At 69.2% G+C, this 17,632-nt stretch carries 17 protein-coding genes; 8 read left to right on the top strand and 9 right to left on the bottom strand.

The features are described 5' to 3' along the window. The first annotated feature begins 181 nt into the window (after nt 1–181). The gene (locus tag EJ357_RS30930) at nt 182–439 is read left to right on the top strand and encodes a WhiB family transcriptional regulator (protein WP_006142322.1); all 258 of its coding nucleotides are present in this window, start codon (nt 182–184) and stop codon (nt 437–439) included. 229 nt (nt 440–668) lie between these two features. On the opposite strand, the gene EJ357_RS30925 is transcribed toward EJ357_RS30930, so the two are convergent. Together EJ357_RS30925 and EJ357_RS30920 are read right to left on the bottom strand one after the other, a co-directional pair. Next, nucleotides 669–2,135 carry a sensor histidine kinase gene (locus tag EJ357_RS30925; protein WP_126400277.1) on the bottom strand — a complete coding sequence of 489 codons (1,467 nt, stop codon included), beginning with the start codon at nt 2,133–2,135 and terminating at the stop codon, nt 669–671. A 421-nt stretch (nt 2,136–2,556) separates the two neighbouring features. Beyond that, nucleotides 2,557–3,306, bottom strand: coding sequence for a TetR/AcrR family transcriptional regulator (locus EJ357_RS30920; RefSeq protein ID WP_228472657.1), 750 nt, complete (start codon nt 3,304–3,306; stop codon nt 2,557–2,559). A gap of 97 nt (nt 3,307–3,403) precedes the next feature. Here EJ357_RS30920 and EJ357_RS30915 point away from each other — a divergent pair, with 97 nt between their 5' ends. Next, entirely contained in the window at nt 3,404–4,156 is a 753-nt protein-coding gene (locus EJ357_RS30915) for an SDR family oxidoreductase (protein ID WP_126394980.1), read from the top strand. A gap of 26 nt (nt 4,157–4,182) precedes the next feature. Here the strand turns inward: EJ357_RS30915 and EJ357_RS30910 are convergent, their stop codons facing one another. Next, nucleotides 4,183–5,271 carry an SIS domain-containing protein gene (locus tag EJ357_RS30910; RefSeq protein ID WP_126394979.1) on the bottom strand — a complete coding sequence of 363 codons (1,089 nt, stop codon included), beginning with the start codon at nt 5,269–5,271 and terminating at the stop codon, nt 4,183–4,185. Nucleotides 5,272–5,664: 393 nt separating this feature from the next. On the opposite strand from EJ357_RS30910, the gene nagB reads away from it, so the two are divergent. Beyond that, nucleotides 5,665–6,450, top strand: coding sequence for a glucosamine-6-phosphate deaminase (gene nagB, locus EJ357_RS30905; protein ID WP_126394978.1), 786 nt, complete (start codon nt 5,665–5,667; stop codon nt 6,448–6,450). Nucleotides 6,451–6,487: 37 nt separating this feature from the next. Here the strand turns inward: nagB and EJ357_RS30900 are convergent, their stop codons facing one another. The 6 genes from EJ357_RS30900 to EJ357_RS30875 form a co-directional block, all read right to left on the bottom strand. Next, nucleotides 6,488–7,021, bottom strand: a complete 534-nt coding sequence (locus tag EJ357_RS30900; RefSeq protein WP_126394977.1) for a hypothetical protein — start codon at nt 7,019–7,021, stop codon at nt 6,488–6,490. After that, nucleotides 7,018–7,266, bottom strand: a complete 249-nt coding sequence (locus tag EJ357_RS30895) for a helix-turn-helix transcriptional regulator (protein WP_030949243.1) — start codon at nt 7,264–7,266, stop codon at nt 7,018–7,020. Before EJ357_RS30895 ends, EJ357_RS30900 begins: the two co-directional genes overlap by 4 nt. Before the next feature lie 67 nt (nt 7,267–7,333). Beyond that, nucleotides 7,334–8,833, bottom strand: coding sequence for a glycoside hydrolase family 3 protein (locus EJ357_RS30890; RefSeq protein ID WP_126394976.1), 1,500 nt, complete (start codon nt 8,831–8,833; stop codon nt 7,334–7,336). Nucleotides 8,834–8,842: 9 nt separating this feature from the next. Continuing rightward, a complete protein-coding gene (locus EJ357_RS30885) occupies nt 8,843–9,673 on the bottom strand; it encodes a carbohydrate ABC transporter permease (RefSeq protein WP_126394975.1) in 831 nt (276 codons plus the stop codon). 2 nt (nt 9,674–9,675) lie between these two features. Beyond that, nucleotides 9,676–10,662: a carbohydrate ABC transporter permease gene (locus tag EJ357_RS30880; RefSeq protein ID WP_126394974.1), complete on the bottom strand. Its 987-nt coding sequence runs from the start codon at nt 10,660–10,662 to the stop codon at nt 9,676–9,678. 102 nt (nt 10,663–10,764) lie between these two features. Further along, a complete protein-coding gene (locus EJ357_RS30875; RefSeq protein ID WP_126394973.1) occupies nt 10,765–12,042 on the bottom strand; it encodes an extracellular solute-binding protein in 1,278 nt (425 codons plus the stop codon). Between the two features lie 357 nt (nt 12,043–12,399). On the opposite strand from EJ357_RS30875, the gene EJ357_RS30870 reads away from it, so the two are divergent. From EJ357_RS30870 to mctP, 5 genes are all read left to right on the top strand, one after another. Further along, nucleotides 12,400–13,164, top strand: coding sequence for a GntR family transcriptional regulator (locus tag EJ357_RS30870; protein ID WP_126394972.1), 765 nt, complete (start codon nt 12,400–12,402; stop codon nt 13,162–13,164). Between the two features lie 107 nt (nt 13,165–13,271). After that, on the top strand, nt 13,272–15,428 hold the full coding sequence (locus EJ357_RS30865; protein WP_126394971.1) for a carbon starvation CstA family protein: 2,157 nt from the start codon (nt 13,272–13,274) through the stop codon (nt 15,426–15,428). After that, on the top strand, nt 15,418–15,597 hold the full coding sequence (locus EJ357_RS30860; protein ID WP_345016156.1) for a YbdD/YjiX family protein: 180 nt from the start codon (nt 15,418–15,420) through the stop codon (nt 15,595–15,597). Before EJ357_RS30865 ends, EJ357_RS30860 begins: the two co-directional genes overlap by 11 nt. A 139-nt stretch (nt 15,598–15,736) precedes the next feature. Further along, a complete protein-coding gene (locus EJ357_RS30855; RefSeq protein WP_126394969.1) occupies nt 15,737–16,003 on the top strand; it encodes a DUF3311 domain-containing protein in 267 nt (88 codons plus the stop codon). Continuing rightward, nucleotides 16,000–17,616 (top strand): monocarboxylate uptake permease MctP, encoded by a 1,617-nt coding sequence (gene mctP, locus EJ357_RS30850; protein ID WP_126394968.1) that lies wholly within the window; start codon nt 16,000–16,002, stop codon nt 17,614–17,616. The genes EJ357_RS30855 and mctP overlap by 4 nt, the downstream gene beginning before the upstream one ends. Nucleotides 17,617–17,632 lie beyond the last annotated feature (16 nt).

The following is a 17,632-nucleotide window of genomic DNA, read 5'->3' as shown; positions in this document are numbered from 1 at the left end:
GTCTCTACGTGGCGATCGGGACGGCCCGCAAGACCGGCCTCCACTGATCACCGGAACCCCTCTTCAAATCACAGGACCTCGCCAGGGAACCTGGCGGTCGGCCCTTCACTTGTTGAGGGATTCGTGAAAGCGTTCACATTCACAAGCAACTTGCACGTAATACCAAGGAGAGGTAGCAGCCATGGACTGGCGTCACAACGCCGTTTGCCGCGAGGAAGACCCCGAGCTCTTCTTCCCCATCGGCAACACCGGTCCTGCGCTGCTGCAGATCGAGGAAGCCAAGGCCGTCTGCCGTCGCTGCCCCGTTATGGATCAGTGTCTGCAGTGGGCGCTCGAGTCCGGCCAGGACTCCGGCGTCTGGGGTGGTCTCAGCGAGGACGAGCGCCGCGCCATGAAGCGCCGCGCCGCCCGCAACCGGGCCCGTCAGGCCTCCGCCTGACAACACCCGCCCCGCAAACAGCCTGAGCTTGGCGGCGCGTACAGCGAGTACGCATCTCCCGCCCCCGAGCCGCAGCGCGCAGTACCCCCGATGCGCAGCGAATGCTGGCAACGAGCATGTTGAGCCCCAGCCCCCTGAACGGGCTGGGGCTCTTTGCTGTTCACTGGGGCTCATTGCCGTTCAGGTGCGGCCACGCCCAGAAGGTCTCCTTGTCGCCGACCGGACCTACCTACTTGGGTGCCCGCACCGGAATGTCGAGGATCACCCGGGTCCCCCGCTCCGGCGCCGGCACCATGTCGAACGTACCGCCCAACTCGCCCTCGACCAGGGTCCGTACGATCTGCAGGCCGAGGTTGCCCGCGGTGTGCGGGTCGAAGCCGTCGGGGAGGCCCACGCCGTCGTCCTGGACCGTGACCAGGAGGCGGGCCTGCTTCGCCGTACCCCCACGGACCGCCGAGACCTCGACCGTGCCGGTTTCGCCCTCGCGGAAGCCGTGCTCCAGGGCGTTCTGGAGGATCTCGGTCAGGACCATCGACAGCGGGGTGGCGACCTCGGCGTCCAGGATGCCGAAGCGGCCGGTGCGCCGGCCGGTGACCTTGCCGGGCGAGATCTCGGCGACCATGGCCAGCACCCGGTCGGCGATCTCGTCGAACTCCACACGCTCGTCGAGGTTCTGGGAGAGCGTCTCGTGCACGATCGCGATCGAGCCGACCCGCCGTACCGCCTCTTCGAGTGCTTCGCGGCCGCGGTCGGACTCGATACGCCGGGCCTGCAGGCGAAGCAGGGCGGCCACGGTCTGGAGGTTGTTCTTCACCCGGTGGTGGATCTCCCGGATGGTCGCGTCCTTGGTGATCAACTCGCGCTCGCGGCGGCGCAGTTCGGTGACGTCGCGGAGCAGGACCAGCGAACCGATGCGGGTGCCCTTGGGGCTGAGCGGGATCGCGCGGAACTGGATGACCCCGTCGCCGGACTCGATCTCGAAGTTGCGGGGCGCCCAGCCGCTGGCGACCTTGGCGAGGGCCTCGTCCACCGGGCCGTGCGTCGGGGCGAGTTCGGCGGTGGTCATGCCCAGGTGGTGCCCGAGGAGGTCGGCGGCGAGGCCGAGGCGGTGGTAGGCGGACAGCGCGTTCGGGGAGGCGTACTGGACGATGCCGTCGGCGTCGACGCGGATCAGGCCGTCGCCGACGCGCGGCGAGGCGTCCATGTCGACCTGCTGGCCCGCGAACGGGAACGCGCCGGCCGCGATCATCTGCGCGAGGTCCGAGGCGCTTTGGAGGTACGTCAACTCCAGGCGGCTCGGGGTGCGAACGGTCAGCAGGTTCGTGTTGCGCGCGATGACACCGAGGACCCGCCCTTCCCGTCGTACCGGAATCGACTCGACGCGGACCGGCACCTCCTCGCGCCACTCGGGGTCGCCCTCGCGCACGATGCGGCCCTCGTCGAGCGCGGCGTCCAGCATCGGGCGGCGGCCGCGTGGGACCAGGTGGCCGACCATGTCGTCCTGGTACGAGGTGGGGCCGGTGTTGGGCCGCATCTGCGCCACGGAGACATAGCGGGTGCCGTCGCTGGTGGGGACCCACAGGACGAGGTCGGCGAAGGAGAGGTCGGAGAGCAGCTGCCACTCCGAGACCAGCAGGTGCAGCCACTCGAGGTCGGAGTCGTCGAGGGCCGTGTGCTGGCGTACGAGTTCGTTCATGGAGGGCACGTGGCCGAGCGTACCTGGCGGTACGGACATGACTCGAAACCAGCCACTTCAAGGGCCTATGCGGCCCGAAAACACCCGCGGGCCGCGGCGCCTGAGAGGGACCCTCAACCCTCCCGGCACCGCAGCCCGGAGCAATATCGGCCGTGGGGTGTGCGGTCCCGGTCGGCCGAAGGATGAGGAGCCGGGGCAGTCAGGGCAGAGAGCTCCGGTTCCTCGGTCCGCCTTCCTGTGCGGGGAAGGCGGAAGTCGGTGCGTTCTTGTCCTACGCACTCCTTCGCATTGTGGACTAGACCACTCTTGTGTGTCCATGCGTTGGAGCCTGTTTGCTGTTGGCGCTTCTTCGCGGGCTCCGACCAGTCGGACAACTAGTAGGACGCCCTGGCAACCACCACGCAGCCTAACCCGTGTGGGTTCATGTGCGGGGCCAGTTGGCCATGGCAATTTCCGCGAGTGCCTCCAGTTCCTCCCGGCTCGCCCCGTCGCGCGCCTGTTGTGACATGCCCTGGATCATCGCACCGGCATGCCGGGCGAGGACGGCGGCGTCGGCGTGGGGCGGGAGCGCGCCGGTGGCGATGTCCGCTTCGATACGGCCCCGGATGGCGGCGATGTTGGCGTTGCGCCGTACCCGCAGGGACTCCTCGACCTCGGGTGTCGAGCAGTTGGTGGCCGCGTGGACGACGAGGCAGCCGTGCGGATGGGCCGGATCGGTGTACTCCGCGGCCGCCTCGCGCAGTATCCGCGCCACGGCGGCTCGGGCGGTGGGCTCCTCGGCCAGGGCGCGCTCGGTCAACGAGCCGTACCGCACGCCGTACTCGCGGACGACCTCCTCGAAGAGGGACTGCTTGTCACCGAAGGCGGCGTACAGGCTCGGGGCGCCGATGCCCATGACGCGCGTGAGGTCGGAGACGGAGGTCGCCTCGTAGCCACGTTCCCAGAAGGCGAGGATCGCCTTCTCCAGGGCGGTCTCGCGGTCGAAGGAGCGGGGGCGGCCACGGGGCTTGGACGCGGGACGGCCCTTCGCTCGGGCCTTCTGCGCCTGCCCGGGCTTCTGCGCCTGCCCGGGCTTCTCCGCTTGGCCGGGCTTCTCCACCTGGCCGGCCTTCTCCACCTGGCCGGAGTTCCCGGCCTCTCCGGCCTCCTCGGTCGCCGTGCTGCTCACCATGGAGTGCATTTTATAGCGGGCGCTAGACAAACGGTCGCGGCGTGATCTACGGTCATTTTTGTAGCGACCGATAGAGAATTACGAAGGGGGCGCCGGCATGGGTGCGCTTGCGGGCAGGACGGCTCTGGTCACGGGGGCGAGCAGGGGGATCGGGCGAGGCATCGCCGAACGGCTGGGGCGCGACGGCGCGCGGGTCGGCGTGCACTACGGCAGGAACGAGGCGGCCGCGAAGGAGACGGTCGCCGCGATCGAGGCGGCAGGCGGCTCGGCCTTCGCGATCGGCGTCGAGCTGGGGTTGCCGGGCGATGCGGAGGCGTTGTGGGAGGAGTTCGACCGGCACGCGGACGGGGTGGACGTCCTGGTCAACAACGCGGGGATAGGCACGTCGTCAGCCCTTGGGCAGATCGACGAGGAGGAGTACGACAGGGTCTTCGCGGTCAACGTCAAGGCACCGCACTTCATCGTCAAGCGGGGCCTCGGCCGACTGCGCGACGGCGGGCGGGTCATCAACATCTCCTCGGGGCTGGCGCGCACCGCGGCGATGCCGGACCTGATGGCGTACTCCATGACCAAGGGGGCGCTCGACGTCTTCACCCGTGACCTGTCCAAGGTGCTGGGCCCGCGCGGAATCACGGTGAACTCGGTGGCGCCGGGGATCATCGACACGGACAACACCGCCGAGCTCCTGCACGGCACCGAGGGCGGATGGGCGCAGGCCGCCGCACTGTCGGCACTCGGCCGGGTGGGCGAGACGGCCGACGTCGCCGACGTGGTGGCGTTCCTGGCGTCGGACGGGGGGCGGTGGGTGACGGGGAGCTGGGTGGACGCGACGGGCGGCTCACTGACGTAGCGACCCGCCCTCGGGACACGCGGGGTTCAGCGCGTCTCGGTCACCTTCGCCAGCGCCCTGGGCGCGTCCGGGTCCTGGCCCCGGGCGATGGTGACCTCGTGGGCCAGGAGTTGGAGCGGGATGATCTCCAGGATCGGCTGGACCTCCTCGGCCACGTCCTCGGTGGGCAGGACGAAGCCGGCCGAGGCCTGTGCGACCTGGTGCCGGGGGCCGATGACGACCAGGTCGGCGCCGCGGCCGCGGAGTCGGTCGAGGACGGGCTGGAGTGCCTCGCCCCCCTTGCCGTCGGTGACGACCGCGATGACCGGGGAGACGTTGTCGACCATGGCGAGCGGGCCGTGCAGGAGGTCGGCGCCGGAGTAGGCGAGCGCCGGGATGTAGCTGGTCTCCATCAGCTTGAGGGCGGCTTCCTTGGCCGTGGGGTAGCCGTAGCCGCGGGAGGTGATCACCATGCGCTCGGCGAAGCGGTACCGGGCGGCGAGGGCGCGGACCTCGTCCTGCCGGGCGAGCAGCTTCCCGGCGAGGTCCGGGAGCACCTGGGCGGGGGTTCCGTCGCCGCCGCGCAGGCCTTCGACAAAGAGGTACAGGGCGAGAAGGGAGGCCGTATAGGTCTTGGTCGCGGGGAGGGCCCGTTCCGGTCCGGCCATGATGTCGAGGTGGTACTCGGAGACGCCGGCCACCGGGGAGTCGGGGTTGTTGGTCACCGCGAGCGTGATCGCGCCGGCCTCGCGGGCGGCCCGGGTCGAGGCCACCAGGTCCGGGGAGCCGCCGGACTGGCTGACGGTGACGACGAGGACGTCGGTGAGGTCGGGGCGAGCGCCGTAGGCGGTGGTGGTCGACATCGAGGTCAGGCCGCAGGGCAGGCCGAGGCGGATTTCGAGGAGGTACTTGGCGTAGAGCGCGGCGTTGTCGGAGGTGCCGCGGGCGGTGAGCAGGACGAAGCGGGGGTTGCGGGCGGCGATCTCCTGGGCGACCTTGCGGATGGCGGGGGTGCCGTCGGACAGGATCCGGCGCAGCACGGTGGGCTGCTCGGCCATCTCGCGGGCCATGATCCGGCCGGGTGCGTCGTTGTGGGGGGCGTGCGGGTCGGGAGGGTAGGGGGTCGTGGTGGTCATGAGGCCCTTCCTGCTCTCGCGCTCGTGTGGTGCCGGGCGCTCGTCGTGCCGGGATCTCCGCTCGCCCTGCCGGGATCCGCGCTCGTCGCGCCGCGATCTCCGGCTCGTCGTGCCGGGATCAACGGCCCGTCGTCCCGGGTGCTCCCACTCGTCGTGCCGGACCCTCCGTCTGTCATGCCGGGCGGGGCCGGTCGGCCGAGTGCTCCGGTCGGTTCGGGCGGTCAGTCTCCATTCCACTCCCCCACGGGGAATGACGCCTGCCCGACGGTCTCCGGAAATCTCCGTGGGGCTTGAGTGCACCTGGGCCCGGGAGCCCCGCTCTGTTAGATTGGTCTAAACCACATGCCCCTTCAGGGTGCCCTTCGAGTCCCTCTTCAGATCGGCAGGCCCAGCGTGGAAGTTGTCATCGTTCCGGACGCCAAGGCGGGTGGCGAGCTGATAGCCGAGGCCATGGCCCAGCTGCTCGGGCGCAAGCCCGACGCCCTGCTCGGGGTGGCCACCGGGTCGACGCCACTGCCCATCTACGCGGCGCTCGCGGCCAAGGTGCGTGCCGGTGCGGTGGATGCCTCGCGGGCGCGGATCGCCCAGCTCGACGAGTACGTGGGGCTGCCCGCCGAGCATCCGGAGTCGTACCGGTCGGTGCTGCAGCGCGAGGTGCTGGAGCCGCTCGGGATCGGGATGGACGCGTTCATCGGGCCGGACGGTACGGCCGAGGACGTGCAGGGGGCGTGCGAGGCGTATGACGCGGCGCTGGCCGAGGCCGGGGGCGTCGATCTGCAGTTGCTCGGGATCGGGACCGACGGGCACATCGGGTTCAACGAGCCGTGTTCGTCGCTGGCGTCGCGGACGCGCATCAAGACGCTGACCGAGCAGACCCGGGTCGACAACGCGCGGTTCTTCGACGGGGACATCGAGCAGGTGCCGCATCACGTGATCACGCAGGGGATAGGCACGATCCTGGAGGCGCGGCACCTGGTGCTGCTGGCCACCGGCGAGGGCAAGGCGGACGCGGTCGCCGCGACCGTCGAGGGCCCGGTCGCGGCGGTCTGCCCGGCCTCGGCGCTGCAACTGCACCCGCACGCCACGGTCGTCGTCGACGAGGCCGCCGCGTCGAAGCTGAAGCTGGCCGACTACTTCCGGCACACCTACGTCAACAAGCCGGAGTGGCAGGGGATCTAGGGCACCCGGCCGACGACGGGGCGTGCCGGAGAAGGCACTAGGGAAGAGTGGCCGGCTCGTCCTCGGCCGGCTCGTCCCTGGCGGTCAGGCCGGCCACCCACACCGGCATCAGGAAGTGGACCACCAGGCCGGCGGCGAGGGCGGGCGGCGCGTAGGTGCGCAGGGCGTCACCGTCGGCCATGCCTGACGCGAAAAGGCCGAGCACCGCCACGGCCAGCAGAACGGTCGTCGCGCGGTGGGCGCGGGCGAGCACCTGGCTGCGTTCGGCCAACTGCCGCTCGTCCAGGGCACGTTCGCGCAGTTCGAGCAAGCCTCGGGTGGCGCCGTTGATCAGCCCCTGCGCCACCATCCAGGGCAGCAGGAGGACGACCACGGCGACGGCGGCCCACGTCGACTCCGCACGCGAGAGGCAGAAGTGGGTGAGCAGCGCGACGATGGCCGCCGTGAGCGCGACATGCGCGGCGACGGTCGACCGCCGCCGTGCGGCCGTGGCCCGCAGCCGCCGCCCTCGGGGGTCGTTCATCACCCGCAGCATGGTCCGGTCGTAGTTCGTCATCCGCGTCGCCGTCATGGCTGTTTCCTCCCGTAGACCTCGTCCGTGAGCGGCCGGAACGGTTCGAGGGAGAACAGCGCCTCGACCGGCAGATCGAAGAACTTCGCGATCTTCAACGCCAGGTCGAGGCTCGGGTTGTACTGCCCCCGCTCGATGTAGCCGATGGTCTGGTAGTGGGCTCCCACTGCCTCGGCCAGGCTCTGGCGCGACACCTTCCGTTCGGCACGCACCATCGCCAACCTGTTGTGCACCTGCTCGCTCATGTATAAGAAGTACTACATTTGGAGGCAGGGCTGCAACCGGCCTACGTCGAGTGACGCGAGGGCGGTCTCACGCTCCGGCGATGGCCTCCGCCGCCGCCCGCCCGCAGACGCGGGCCGCGCCGAACGTGGCGATGTGCAGCGCGCCCCGGGGATTCGCCTGCGGGACGCCCATCTCGACCACGATCGTGTCCGGGCGGGACCGCAGCAGGGTGTCGACAGCCGCCGCCATCCAGGGGTGGCGGTGTTCGTCGCGGACGACGGCCACAACCCGCCGGCCGGCCGCCGCGGCCAGGGCCTCGCGCCCCGCCTCCTCCCCCGCGAAACTGCCCGTCTCGGTGCCCGGGAGCAGGTGGGCCAGTTCGGCGGCGACGCCCCAGGGGGTCTCGTCGCCGACCGCGATGTTCGCGACCGGGGTGAAGGCGGCGACGTACGGCGGTTCGGTGAGGGGGGTGAAGGGCTCCGTGGCCGCAGCTTCCCCCGCGCCGGTCAGCCGCAGGGCGCGGCGGGCGGCGACGAGACCGACGTCGGGTCGTGAGTCGCCCTCGGCTCTGGGTACGGTCGCCGTCCAGCGGGCCAGTTCGCGGACCCGTTCCGCCGCCTCCGCCAGCCTCGCCTCGGGGAGTTCGCCGGAGCGGACCGCCGTGACCAGGGCGTCCCGCAGACGCCGTACCGTCTCGTCGTCCGCCAGCCCGCCGCCGACGCAGATGGCGTCGGCGCCGGCCGCGATGGCGAGGACGCTGCCGCGTTCGATGCCGTAGGTGGCGGCGATGGCCTGCATCTCCATGCCGTCGGTGACGATCAGGCCGGTGTAGCCGAGGTCGCCGCGCAGCAGGTCGGTCAGGACCGGGCGGGAGAGGGTCGCCGGGTGGTCGGGGTCCAGGGCGGGGACGAGGATGTGCGCGCTCATCATCGCCCTGGTGCCGGCGGCGATCGCCGCGCGGAACGGGGAGAGTTCACGGTCGGCCAGGACCGAGGCGTCCGCGTCGATGCGGGGCATGGCGTGGTGCGAGTCGACCGCGGTGTCGCCGTGGCCCGGGAAGTGCTTGGTGCAGGCGGCCACGCCCGCCGACTGGAGTCCGGTGACGTAGGCCGCGGTGTGGCGGGCGACGAGGGCGGGGTCGGCGCCGAAGGACCGTACGCCGATCACCGGGTTGGAGGCATTGGAGTTCACGTCGGCCGAGGGGGCCCAGTTGAGGTTCACCCCGCAGGCGGCCAGGCGGCGCCCGAGTTCGGCGGCCACCTCCCGGGTCAGCTCCACGTCGTCCACCGCGCCGAGGGCGTGGTTGCCGGGAAAGCTGGAGCCGGTGCGCACCTCCAGCCGCGTCACATCACCCCCCTCCTCGTCGATCGCGACCAGCACGTCGTCGCGCTCGGCGCGCAACTGGGCGGTCAGCGCGGCCAGTTGCTCGGGAGAGGCGATGTTGCGGCCGAACAGGCCGACGGAGGCGAGGCCCTCACCGAGGCGGCGCAGCAGCCAGTCGGGGGCGCTGGTGCCGGTGAAGCCGGGCTGCAGAACGGTCAGGGCATCGCGCGTCAGAGTGTCGGTGCCGCTGGCGAATGTCGTCATCGGGTGGCGTTATCCCTTCACGGCGCCGGCCGTAAGGCCGCTGACAGCCCTGCGCTGCAGGAAGACGAAGAGGATCAGGATCGGGATGGCGAAGAGGGAGGACGCCGCCATCGTCGCGCCCCAGTCGTTGCCGAAGGCGGTCTGGAAGCTGGACAGCCACAGTGGCAGGGTCTGCGCCTCCGCCTCCTTGTTCAGCACCAGGACCAGCGGGAATTCATTCCATGCGGTGATGAAGCCGAACAGGGACGTCGACATCAGGCCCGGTGCGAGCAGCGGCAGGATGACCTTGCGGAAGGCCTGGGCGCGGGTGCAGCCGTCGACCATCGCGGCCTCCTCCAGGTCCCGGGGCACCGCGGCGACGAAGCCGCGCAGGGTCAGGATGGTGAAGGGCAGGATCATCATCATGTAGAAGACCGTCAGCGGCACGAGGCTGTTCAGCATCGAGGCGTCCCGCACGATCATGTACATCGCGATGATCATGACCTCCCAGGGTGCCATCTGGGCCATCATGAAGCCGATGACGAACCCGCGCCGCCCCTTGAACCGCATACGCGCGAGGGCGAAGGAGCCGGCCAGCGCGACGACCAGGGCGAGGGTGACCGCGCAGAGCGTGACGATCAGCGAGTTGGACACGTACGTCCAGAAGTGGTCGACGCCGGTCGCCCGCTTGAAGTGCTCGAAGGTGACGTCGGTCGGGAACCAGACCGGGTCCTCGGAGATGATGTCGCCGGTCGGCTTGAACGCCGTGGCGAACATCCAGTACACGGGGAAGACGAAGCCGATGAACAGGACGACGGCCGTGACGTTGGGCCACAGGCGGCCGAAGAGCGAGCGCTTCACCGCTAGACCTCCTCTTCCTCTTGCTTGAGCACGATCCTGAGGTAGTAGGCGGTCAGGCCGAGCAGGATCAGGATGGTCAGGACGGCGATCGCGGCGCCCATGCCGTAGTGCTGGTTGCCGACGCCCTCGATGTAGGCGTAGACGGGCAGGATCTCGGTGAGCCGGTCGGGGCCGCCGCCGTTGATGGTGAAGACCTGCACGAACGCCTTGAAGATCCAGATGATCTCCAGGAAGGTCGTGGCGTAGAGGAAGGGGCGCAGGAAGGGCAGCGTCACCGTGGTGAAGGACTTCCAGGCGCCCGCGCCGTCCAGCGCCGCGGCCTCGTACAGCTCGCCGGGGATCGTGGTCGTCGCCGCGTAGAGGTTGATCGCGACGAACGGGATCGACTGCCAGACGATCAGCACCGTGACCACGAAGAACGTCGACATCTGGCTGCTGGTCCAGCTGTAGTCGGCCATGGAGTGCCAACCCAGCTTGTCCAGGACCCAGTTGACGACACCGAAGCGCTGGGCGAACAGCCACTGGTAGACGGTGGTGGCGGCGACCACGGGCATCGCCCAGGCCAGCACGAGCCCGACCAGCAGCATGACCCGCATCCGCCGGCCGAGGCGGGCGAGCAGCAGGCCGACCAGCGCGCCCAGGACCATGGTCAGGGCGACGTTGACCGCCGTGAACAGGATCGAGCGCAGGGTGACGCGCCAGAAGTCCTCGCCGGTGAGGACCTCCTTGTAGTTGTCGATGCCGTTCCACTCGGTGACGTGCTGGATCAGCTGCGCCATGTTGAGGTTCTGGAACGACAGCAGGATGTCCTTCACCAGCGGCCAGCCGAGCAGCAGCACCGTGGCCGCGCAGGCCGGCAGCAGCAGGAGGTACGGGGTGAGCGCGCCGGCCCGGGCGGCGGCTCGGGGCCGCGGTCCGGCGGATCCGCTCTCGGCTTTGTCGACTGCGTCCACCGGGCCGGAGGGCGGCCGTTCGGTCTGCACGGTCATGCTCGCGATCTCTCTTCTCGACCTGCGTACGTGGACCCGCGTACGGTCGCCGGGGCGGGGGGCGGCACGCGCAACCCCCGCCCCGGCGCGCACCCGGTGCCGTTACTGCTGCTGGGCCAGACGCTTGTTGAACTCGTCCTCGACCTGCTTGGCCGCGTCGGCCGGCGACTTTCCGTTCAGCACGGCGGTCATGTACGTCTTGATCGGGTTGGGCGCGTTCTCCACGGCCGCCCACTCCGGGATCAGCGGCGTGGTGCCACCGCCCGCGGCGGCCGGCGCGGCGGCCTCGGCGACGACGTTGCCCTTGAGGTTGGTCTGCAGCGACTCCTTGTTGGGGATGACGCCGTTGAGCTTGGCCAGCTCGCCCTCGTACGTGTCGTTCAGGGCGATCCGCAGGAACTCCTTGGCCAGCTCCTGCTTCTTGCTGCCCGCGGCGACCGCGAGGTTGGAGCCGCCGAGGAAGACGCCCTCGGGCTTGTCGGCCGTGGCACCCGGGATGGTGAAGTAGCCGATCTCCTTCTCGATCTTCTTGTTGGCCTCGATCGCGATGCCGGCTTCCCAACCCATGCCGATGAAGGCGCCGACGTTGCCCTTGCCGAAGACCTCGCCCTGCTGCGGGGTGGCCTCGTCCTTGTCCTTGGGCGCCTTGGACAGCGCCTGGAACTTCTTGTACGTCTCCATGGCGGCGGCGACCTTGGGGTCGGCGAGGTTGGAGACGTACTTGTCGCCGTCCTTCTTCACCAGCTCGGCGCCCTCACCGATGGTCAGGCCGACGAAGTGGTACCAGTTCTGGCCGGGCAGGTAGATCGGCTCGGCGTCGGTCTTCTCGCCGATCGTCTTCAGGTCGGCGTAGAACTCGTCGCGGGTCTTGGGGGTGTCCTTGATGCCCGCCTCGGCCCAGATCTTCTTGTTGTAGAGGACGACGCGGTTGGCGAAGTACCACGGGGCGGCGTACTGCTTGCCGTCGTAGATCGAGGACTCGTTGAGGGACTCGGTCCAGTCGGCGCCGATCTCGGTCTTGAGGTCGGCGAGGTCGGCGAGGCCGCCGGTCTTGGCGTAGGCCGGGGTCTGGGTGTTGCCGATCTCGAAGACGTCCGGCGGGTTCTCCTCGGACAGGGCGGTGGTCAGCTTCTGCTGGATGCCGTTCCACTGCTGGATCTCGAACTTGACCTTGGCCTTGGTCTTCTTCTCGAAGGCCGCGGCGACGTCCTTCTGCCACTGATCCGGGGAGGAACCGTCCATCACCCACACCGTGAGCGTCTCGCCCGCGTAGCCGTCGGCCCCGGTCTTGTCGCCGCCGTCGCCGTTGTCGCCCCCGCACGCCGCCAGGGAGATCATCATGCCCGCGACACCGATCGCGGATATCAGCTTGCGCTTCACGCCACCCTCCTCAGGGATGCCACAAACCCCCCTGCCTCCCCGCACGAGCGTTGGGCCGGGACCTGGACCAATGGTGTAGACCAGTACGGGGAGCTTGGACCAGACCAGAAAGCGTGTCAAGGGTGCTCGAATAGGCTCCGACCAGCCGTTATGCGACCTACATATGCAGGAACCTTTAAGTAAGAAACCCTCGAAAACACAGCCCCGGACATCACGGCTCCGGTAGACCACTGATCCTTGTGGACTAGACCAAACGGGCCGCCGAGGGTATACAGAAGAGATCACGGAGCGTACGGGGACATGCCGTACGCTGCCGTGCCACGATGTGAGCCGCAGCCGGAGCCGGGAAGGCGGAGCATGAGCACCGACGTCAGCAGTGCGGAGAACGAGAACGGCACCACTGTCCGTACCGCCCGCGTGCCCAAGTACTACCGCCTGAAGAAGCACCTCCTCGACATGACGGAGACCCAGGCCCCGGGCACCCCCGTCCCGCCCGAGCGCACACTGGCCGCCGAGTTCGACACCTCCCGCACGACCGTCCGCCAGGCCCTTCAGGAACTCGTCGTCGAGGGGCGCCTGGAGCGCATCCAGGGCAAGGGCACGTTCGTCGCCAAGCCGAAGGTCTCGCAGGCCCTCCAACTCACCTCGTACACCGAGGACATGCGCGCCCAGGGCCTGGAACCGACCTCGCAGCTGCTGGACATCGGCTACATCACCGCCGACGACCGCCTCGCCGACCTGCTCGACATCACGGCAGGCGGCCGGGTGCTGCGCATCGAGCGGCTGCGCATGGCGAACGGCGAGCCGATGGCCATCGAGACGACGCACCTGAGCGCGAAGCGCTTCCCGGCCCTGCGCAGGTCCCTCGTCAAGTACACGTCCCTCTACACCGCGCTCGCAGAGGTCTACGACGTCCATCTCGCCGAGGCCGAGGAGACCATCGAGACCTCCCTGGCCACCCCGCGCGAGGCCGGCCTGCTCGGCACCGACGTGGGCCTGCCGATGCTGATGCTCTCCCGGCACTCGCTGGACCGCGAGGGACAGCCGGTGGAGTGGGTGCGGTCGGTGTACCGGGGGGACCGGTACAAGTTCGTCGCGAGGTTGAAGAGGCCGCAGGATTGAGCCAGTTCGGGAAGGTGAAGGGACAACGACTCCCGCACGCGGTGTAGCGCCTGTCCCCAACCTGCTCTACGTTCCTCCCGTCGCCGCATGGACGGGAGGACCACCCGGTGCGTACCGCCAATCCCCGAACCATCGTCATCTGGACCCTGGTCGCGCTGATCGGTGCCGCCGGCTGGACCGTGCTCGCACTGTCCCGCGGTGAGGAGGTCTCCGCCGCCTGGATGGTCGCGGCCGCCCTCGGCACGTACGCGATCGCCTACCGCTTCTACGCCAAGTTCATCGCGTACAAGGTCCTGAAGGTCGACAGGACCAGGGCCACCCCGGCCGAACGCCTGAACAACGGCATCGACTTCCACCCCACCGACCGCCGCGTTCTGCTCGGCCACCACTTCGCGGCGATAGCCGGCGCCGGCCCGCTGGTGGGGCCCGTACTCGCCGCGCAGATGGGCTATCTGCCCGGCACGATCTGGATCATCGCCGGCGTCGTCTTCGCGGGCGCGGTCCAGGACATGGTGGTGCTGTTCTTCTCCACCCGCCGCGACGGACGCTCGCTCGGCCAGATGGCGCGCGAGGAGATCGGCCCGTTCGGCGGCGCGGCCGCGCTGGTCGCCACCTTCGTCATCATGATCATCCTCCTCGGCGTGCTGGCCCTGGTGATCGTCAACGCCCTCGCGCAGTCCCCCTGGGGCACCTTCTCCATCGCGATGACGATCCCGATCGCCCTGCTGATGGGCTTCTACCTGCGGGTGCTGCGCCCCGGCCGGGTCGCCGAGGTCTCGCTGATCGGCGTGGCGCTGCTGCTGCTCGCCCTGGTCGCGGGCCGCTGGGTCGCCGAGTCGTCATGGGCCGACACCTTCACCCTCGCGCCCTCGACGCTGGTCGTGTGGATGGTGGCGTACGGCTTCATCGCCTCGATCCTGCCGGTGTGGATGCTGCTGGCGCCGCGCGACTACCTCTCGACCTTCATGAAGATCGGCACGATCTTCCTGCTCGCCCTCGGCGTGGTCGTCGCATTGCCGACGCTGAAGATGGACGCCGTGACGGACTTCGCCTCGCGCGGCGACGGCCCGGTCTTCGCGGGGTCCCTGTTCCCCTTCGTCTTCATCACCATCGCCTGCGGCGCCCTGTCCGGCTTCCACGCGCTGATCTCGTCCGGTACGACGCCGAAGATGATCCAGAAGGAGACGCAGGTCCGGATGATCGGCTACGGCTCCATGCTGATGGAGTCGTCGGTCGCCGTGATGGCGCTGGTGGCGGCGAGCATCATCGACCCGGGCCTGTACTTCGCGATGAACGCGCCGGCCGGGGTCATCGGGGACACGGTGCAGAACGCCTCGCAGGTGGTGGGGAGTTGGGGCTACCAGATCTCCCCCGAGGCGCTCGCCCGCGCCGCGGAGAACGTCGAGGAGGCGTCCCTGCTCTCCCGGACCGGCGGTGCGCCCACCCTCGCCATCGGTGTCTCGGAGATCTTCTCGCAGGTCACCGGGGACGGCCTGCGCGCCTTCTGGTACCACTTCGCGATCATGTTCGAGGCGCTGTTCATCCTGACCGCGCTGGACGCCGGCACGCGCGTGGGCCGGTTCATGCTCCAGGACATGCTGGGCAACGTCCACCGGCCCTTCAAGAACGTCAGCTGGAAGCCAGGCCTGGTCATCACCAGCGCGATCGTGTGCGGCCTGTGGGGGTACTTCCTGTGGGTCGGCGTCCACGAGCCCCTCGGCGGCATCAACCAGCTGTTCCCGATCTTCGGCATCTCGAACCAGCTGCTCGCTGCCGTCGCCCTCGCCGTCTGCACCACCCTGCTGGTGAAGTCGGGGCGCCTCAAGTGGGCCTGGATCACCGGGGTTCCGCTCGTGTGGGACGCCACGGTGACACTCACCGCGAGCTACCAGAAGGTGTTCTCCAGCGACCCGAAGGTCGGCTTCTTCAAGCAGCGTCAGGTCTTCCAGGACGCCATCGACCGCGGCGAGGTCCTGCCGCCCGCCAAGAGCATGGACGACATGCACACCGTGGTCACCAACTCCACGGTGGACGGCGTCCTCACGGCGGTCCTCGCGCTCCTGATCGTCGTCGTGATCGCCGACGCCACCCGCGTCTGCGTCCGGCACGTCCGCCGCCCGGCCCTGTCCACGCTCAGCGAGGCACCGTACGTCGAGTCGAAGATCATCGCCCCGGCCGGGCTGTTCCCGACCAAGGAGGAGAAGGAGGAGGAACGCCTTGCGGTCGCTTCGGCGAGCAGTGAGTCTCCGGCAAGTGCTCCGTAGCGTGCGCTGGTACGTGCGCGAGCTGACCGACGAGTCGGCATACGACCGCTATGTCGCCCACGTACGGCATGGGCATCCGGACGCCGAGGTGCCCTCCCGGCGCGACTTCGAGCGGATGCGGACGGACCGTCAGGAGGCGGATCCGCGCCAGGGGTTCCGCTGCTGCTGAGCCGCGCGCCCGCACACCGTTGCCGCACACACCAATCCTCCACATCCGATATGCGGACAAGGGCTTCCGCTGTCGATGCACCGTCACCTACATTGCCTGCGCGTTTCTCAGGTGATCAGCGAGGGGACGGAGCCGTCAGATGTCAGATGCGCCAGAAGTGAACAGAGGGCAGGTGGTGACGCCGGTGCGCGTCGTCATCGCGCTCTGTCTCGTCGCGCCCTTCGTGGCGATGCTGTGGGTCGGTTCGTACGCCAAGACCGATCCGGCGGTCGCCGGCATCCCGTTCTTCTACTGGTACCAGATGCTGTGGGTCCTGCTCTCCACGCTGCTGACGATGGTCGCGTACAAGCTGTGGCAGCGTGACCAGCGCGCCCGCGCCGCTCAGAAGGGCGGTGCGGCGCAATGAACGACGGCGTGAACGGCGTCGCACTCGGCGTCTTCATCTTCTTCTTCCTGGCCGTCACGGTCATGGGCTTCCTGGCCGCGCGCTGGCGCAAGGCCGAGAACGAGCACAGCCTCGACGAATGGGGCCTGGGCGGCCGGTCGTTCGGCACCTGGGTCACCTGGTTCCTGCTCGGCGGCGACCTGTACACGGCGTACACCTTCGTGGCGGTCCCGGCGGCGATCTACGCGGCCGGCGCGGCGGGCTTCTTCGCGGTGCCCTACACGATCCTCGTCTACCCCCTGATCTTCACGTTCCTGCCGCGCCTTTGGTCGGTGTCGCACAAGCACGGCTATGTGACGACGTCGGACTTCGTGCGAGGCCGCTGGGGCTCCAAGGGTCTGTCGCTGGCCGTGGCCCTCACCGGCATCCTGGCGACGATGCCGTACATCGCGCTCCAGCTCGTCGGCATCCAGGCCGTGCTGGACGTGATGGGCGTCGGCGGCGGCGAGAACACGAACTGGTTCATCAAGGACCTGCCGCTGCTCATCGCCTTCGGTGTGCTGGCGGCGTACACGTACTCCTCGGGCCTGCGCGCTCCCGCGCTGATCGCGTTCGTGAAGGACACCCTGATCTACATCGTCATCGCGGTGGCGATCATCTACATCCCGATCAAGCTCGGCGGCTTCGACGAGATCTTCGCCAAGGCGGGCGAGGCGTACAGCCAGACCAACCCGGCCACGGGCGCGCCGCGCGGTGCGCTGGTACCGGCCGAGGCGGGGCAGTGGACGTACGCCACGCTGGCGCTGGGCTCCGCGCTCGCGCTCTTCATGTACCCGCACTCGATCACCGCGACGCTCTCCTCGAAGAGCCGTGAGGTGATCCGCCGCAACACCACGATCCTGCCGCTGTACTCCCTGATGCTCGGCCTGCTGGCCCTGCTGGGCTTCATGGCGATCGCGGCCGGCATCAAGGTGCAGAACGGCCAGCTGGCGATCCCGCAGCTGTTCGAGAACATGTTCCCGTCCTGGTTCGCGGGCGTCGCCTTCGCGGCGATCGGCATCGGAGCCCTCGTCCCGGCCGCCATCATGTCCATCGCGGCCGCGAACCTCTTCACCCGCAACATCTACAAGGACTTCATCAAGCCGCACGCTACACCCGCGCAGGAGACCAAGGTCTCCAAGCTCGTGTCCCTGCTGGTGAAGGTGGGCGCGCTGGTCTTCGTCCTGACCATGGACAAGACGGTCGCGATCAACTTCCAGCTCCTCGGCGGCATCTGGATCCTGCAGACCTTCCCGGCCCTGGTCGGCGGCCTGTTCACGCGCTGGTTCCACCGCTGGGCCCTGCTGGCCGGCTGGGCGGTCGGCATGCTGTACGGCACGATCGCCGCGTACGGCGTCGCCTCCCCGACGCAGAAGCACTTCGGCGGCTCGGCGAAGGAGATCCCGGGCATCGGCGAGATCGGCTACATCGGCCTGACGGCGTTCGTGCTGAACGTGGTGGTCACCGTGGTCCTGACCTTCGTCCTGAAGGCCGTGAAGGCCCCGGAGGGCATCGACGAGACGAGGCCGGAGGACTACACGGCGGACGCGGGCGACCCCGGGGTCCGGGTGGAACTTCCGGTGGCGAAGCACTAGTTCACCTGCTCGGAGG

The organism is Streptomyces cyaneochromogenes, from assembly GCF_003963535.1.
Lineage (GTDB): Bacteria > Actinomycetota > Actinomycetes > Streptomycetales > Streptomycetaceae > Streptomyces > Streptomyces shaanxiensis.
This window is presented reverse-complemented; position numbering and strand designations above follow the sequence as displayed.

Excerpts from the sequence above, each read along its gene's own strand:
- EJ357_RS30930 (WP_006142322.1), top strand. The coding sequence starts at position 182 with ATGGACTGGCGTCACAACGCCGTTTGCCGCGAGGAAGACCCCGAGCTC.
- EJ357_RS30925 (WP_126400277.1), bottom strand. The coding sequence starts at position 2,135 with ATGAACGAACTCGTACGCCAGCACACGGCCCTCGACGACTCCGACCTC.
- EJ357_RS30920 (WP_228472657.1), bottom strand. The coding sequence starts at position 3,306 with ATGGTGAGCAGCACGGCGACCGAGGAGGCCGGAGAGGCCGGGAACTCC.
- EJ357_RS30915 (WP_126394980.1), top strand. The coding sequence starts at position 3,404 with ATGGGTGCGCTTGCGGGCAGGACGGCTCTGGTCACGGGGGCGAGCAGG.
- EJ357_RS30910 (WP_126394979.1), bottom strand. The coding sequence starts at position 5,271 with ATGACCACCACGACCCCCTACCCTCCCGACCCGCACGCCCCCCACAAC.
- EJ357_RS30900 (WP_126394977.1), bottom strand. The coding sequence starts at position 7,021 with ATGACGGCGACGCGGATGACGAACTACGACCGGACCATGCTGCGGGTG.
- EJ357_RS30895 (WP_030949243.1), bottom strand. The coding sequence starts at position 7,266 with ATGAGCGAGCAGGTGCACAACAGGTTGGCGATGGTGCGTGCCGAACGG.
- EJ357_RS30890 (WP_126394976.1), bottom strand. The coding sequence starts at position 8,833 with ATGACGACATTCGCCAGCGGCACCGACACTCTGACGCGCGATGCCCTG.
- EJ357_RS30880 (WP_126394974.1), bottom strand. The coding sequence starts at position 10,662 with ATGACCGTGCAGACCGAACGGCCGCCCTCCGGCCCGGTGGACGCAGTC.
- EJ357_RS30870 (WP_126394972.1), top strand. The coding sequence starts at position 12,400 with ATGAGCACCGACGTCAGCAGTGCGGAGAACGAGAACGGCACCACTGTC.
- EJ357_RS30855 (WP_126394969.1), top strand. The coding sequence starts at position 15,737 with ATGTCAGATGCGCCAGAAGTGAACAGAGGGCAGGTGGTGACGCCGGTG.
- mctP (WP_126394968.1), top strand. The coding sequence starts at position 16,000 with ATGAACGACGGCGTGAACGGCGTCGCACTCGGCGTCTTCATCTTCTTC.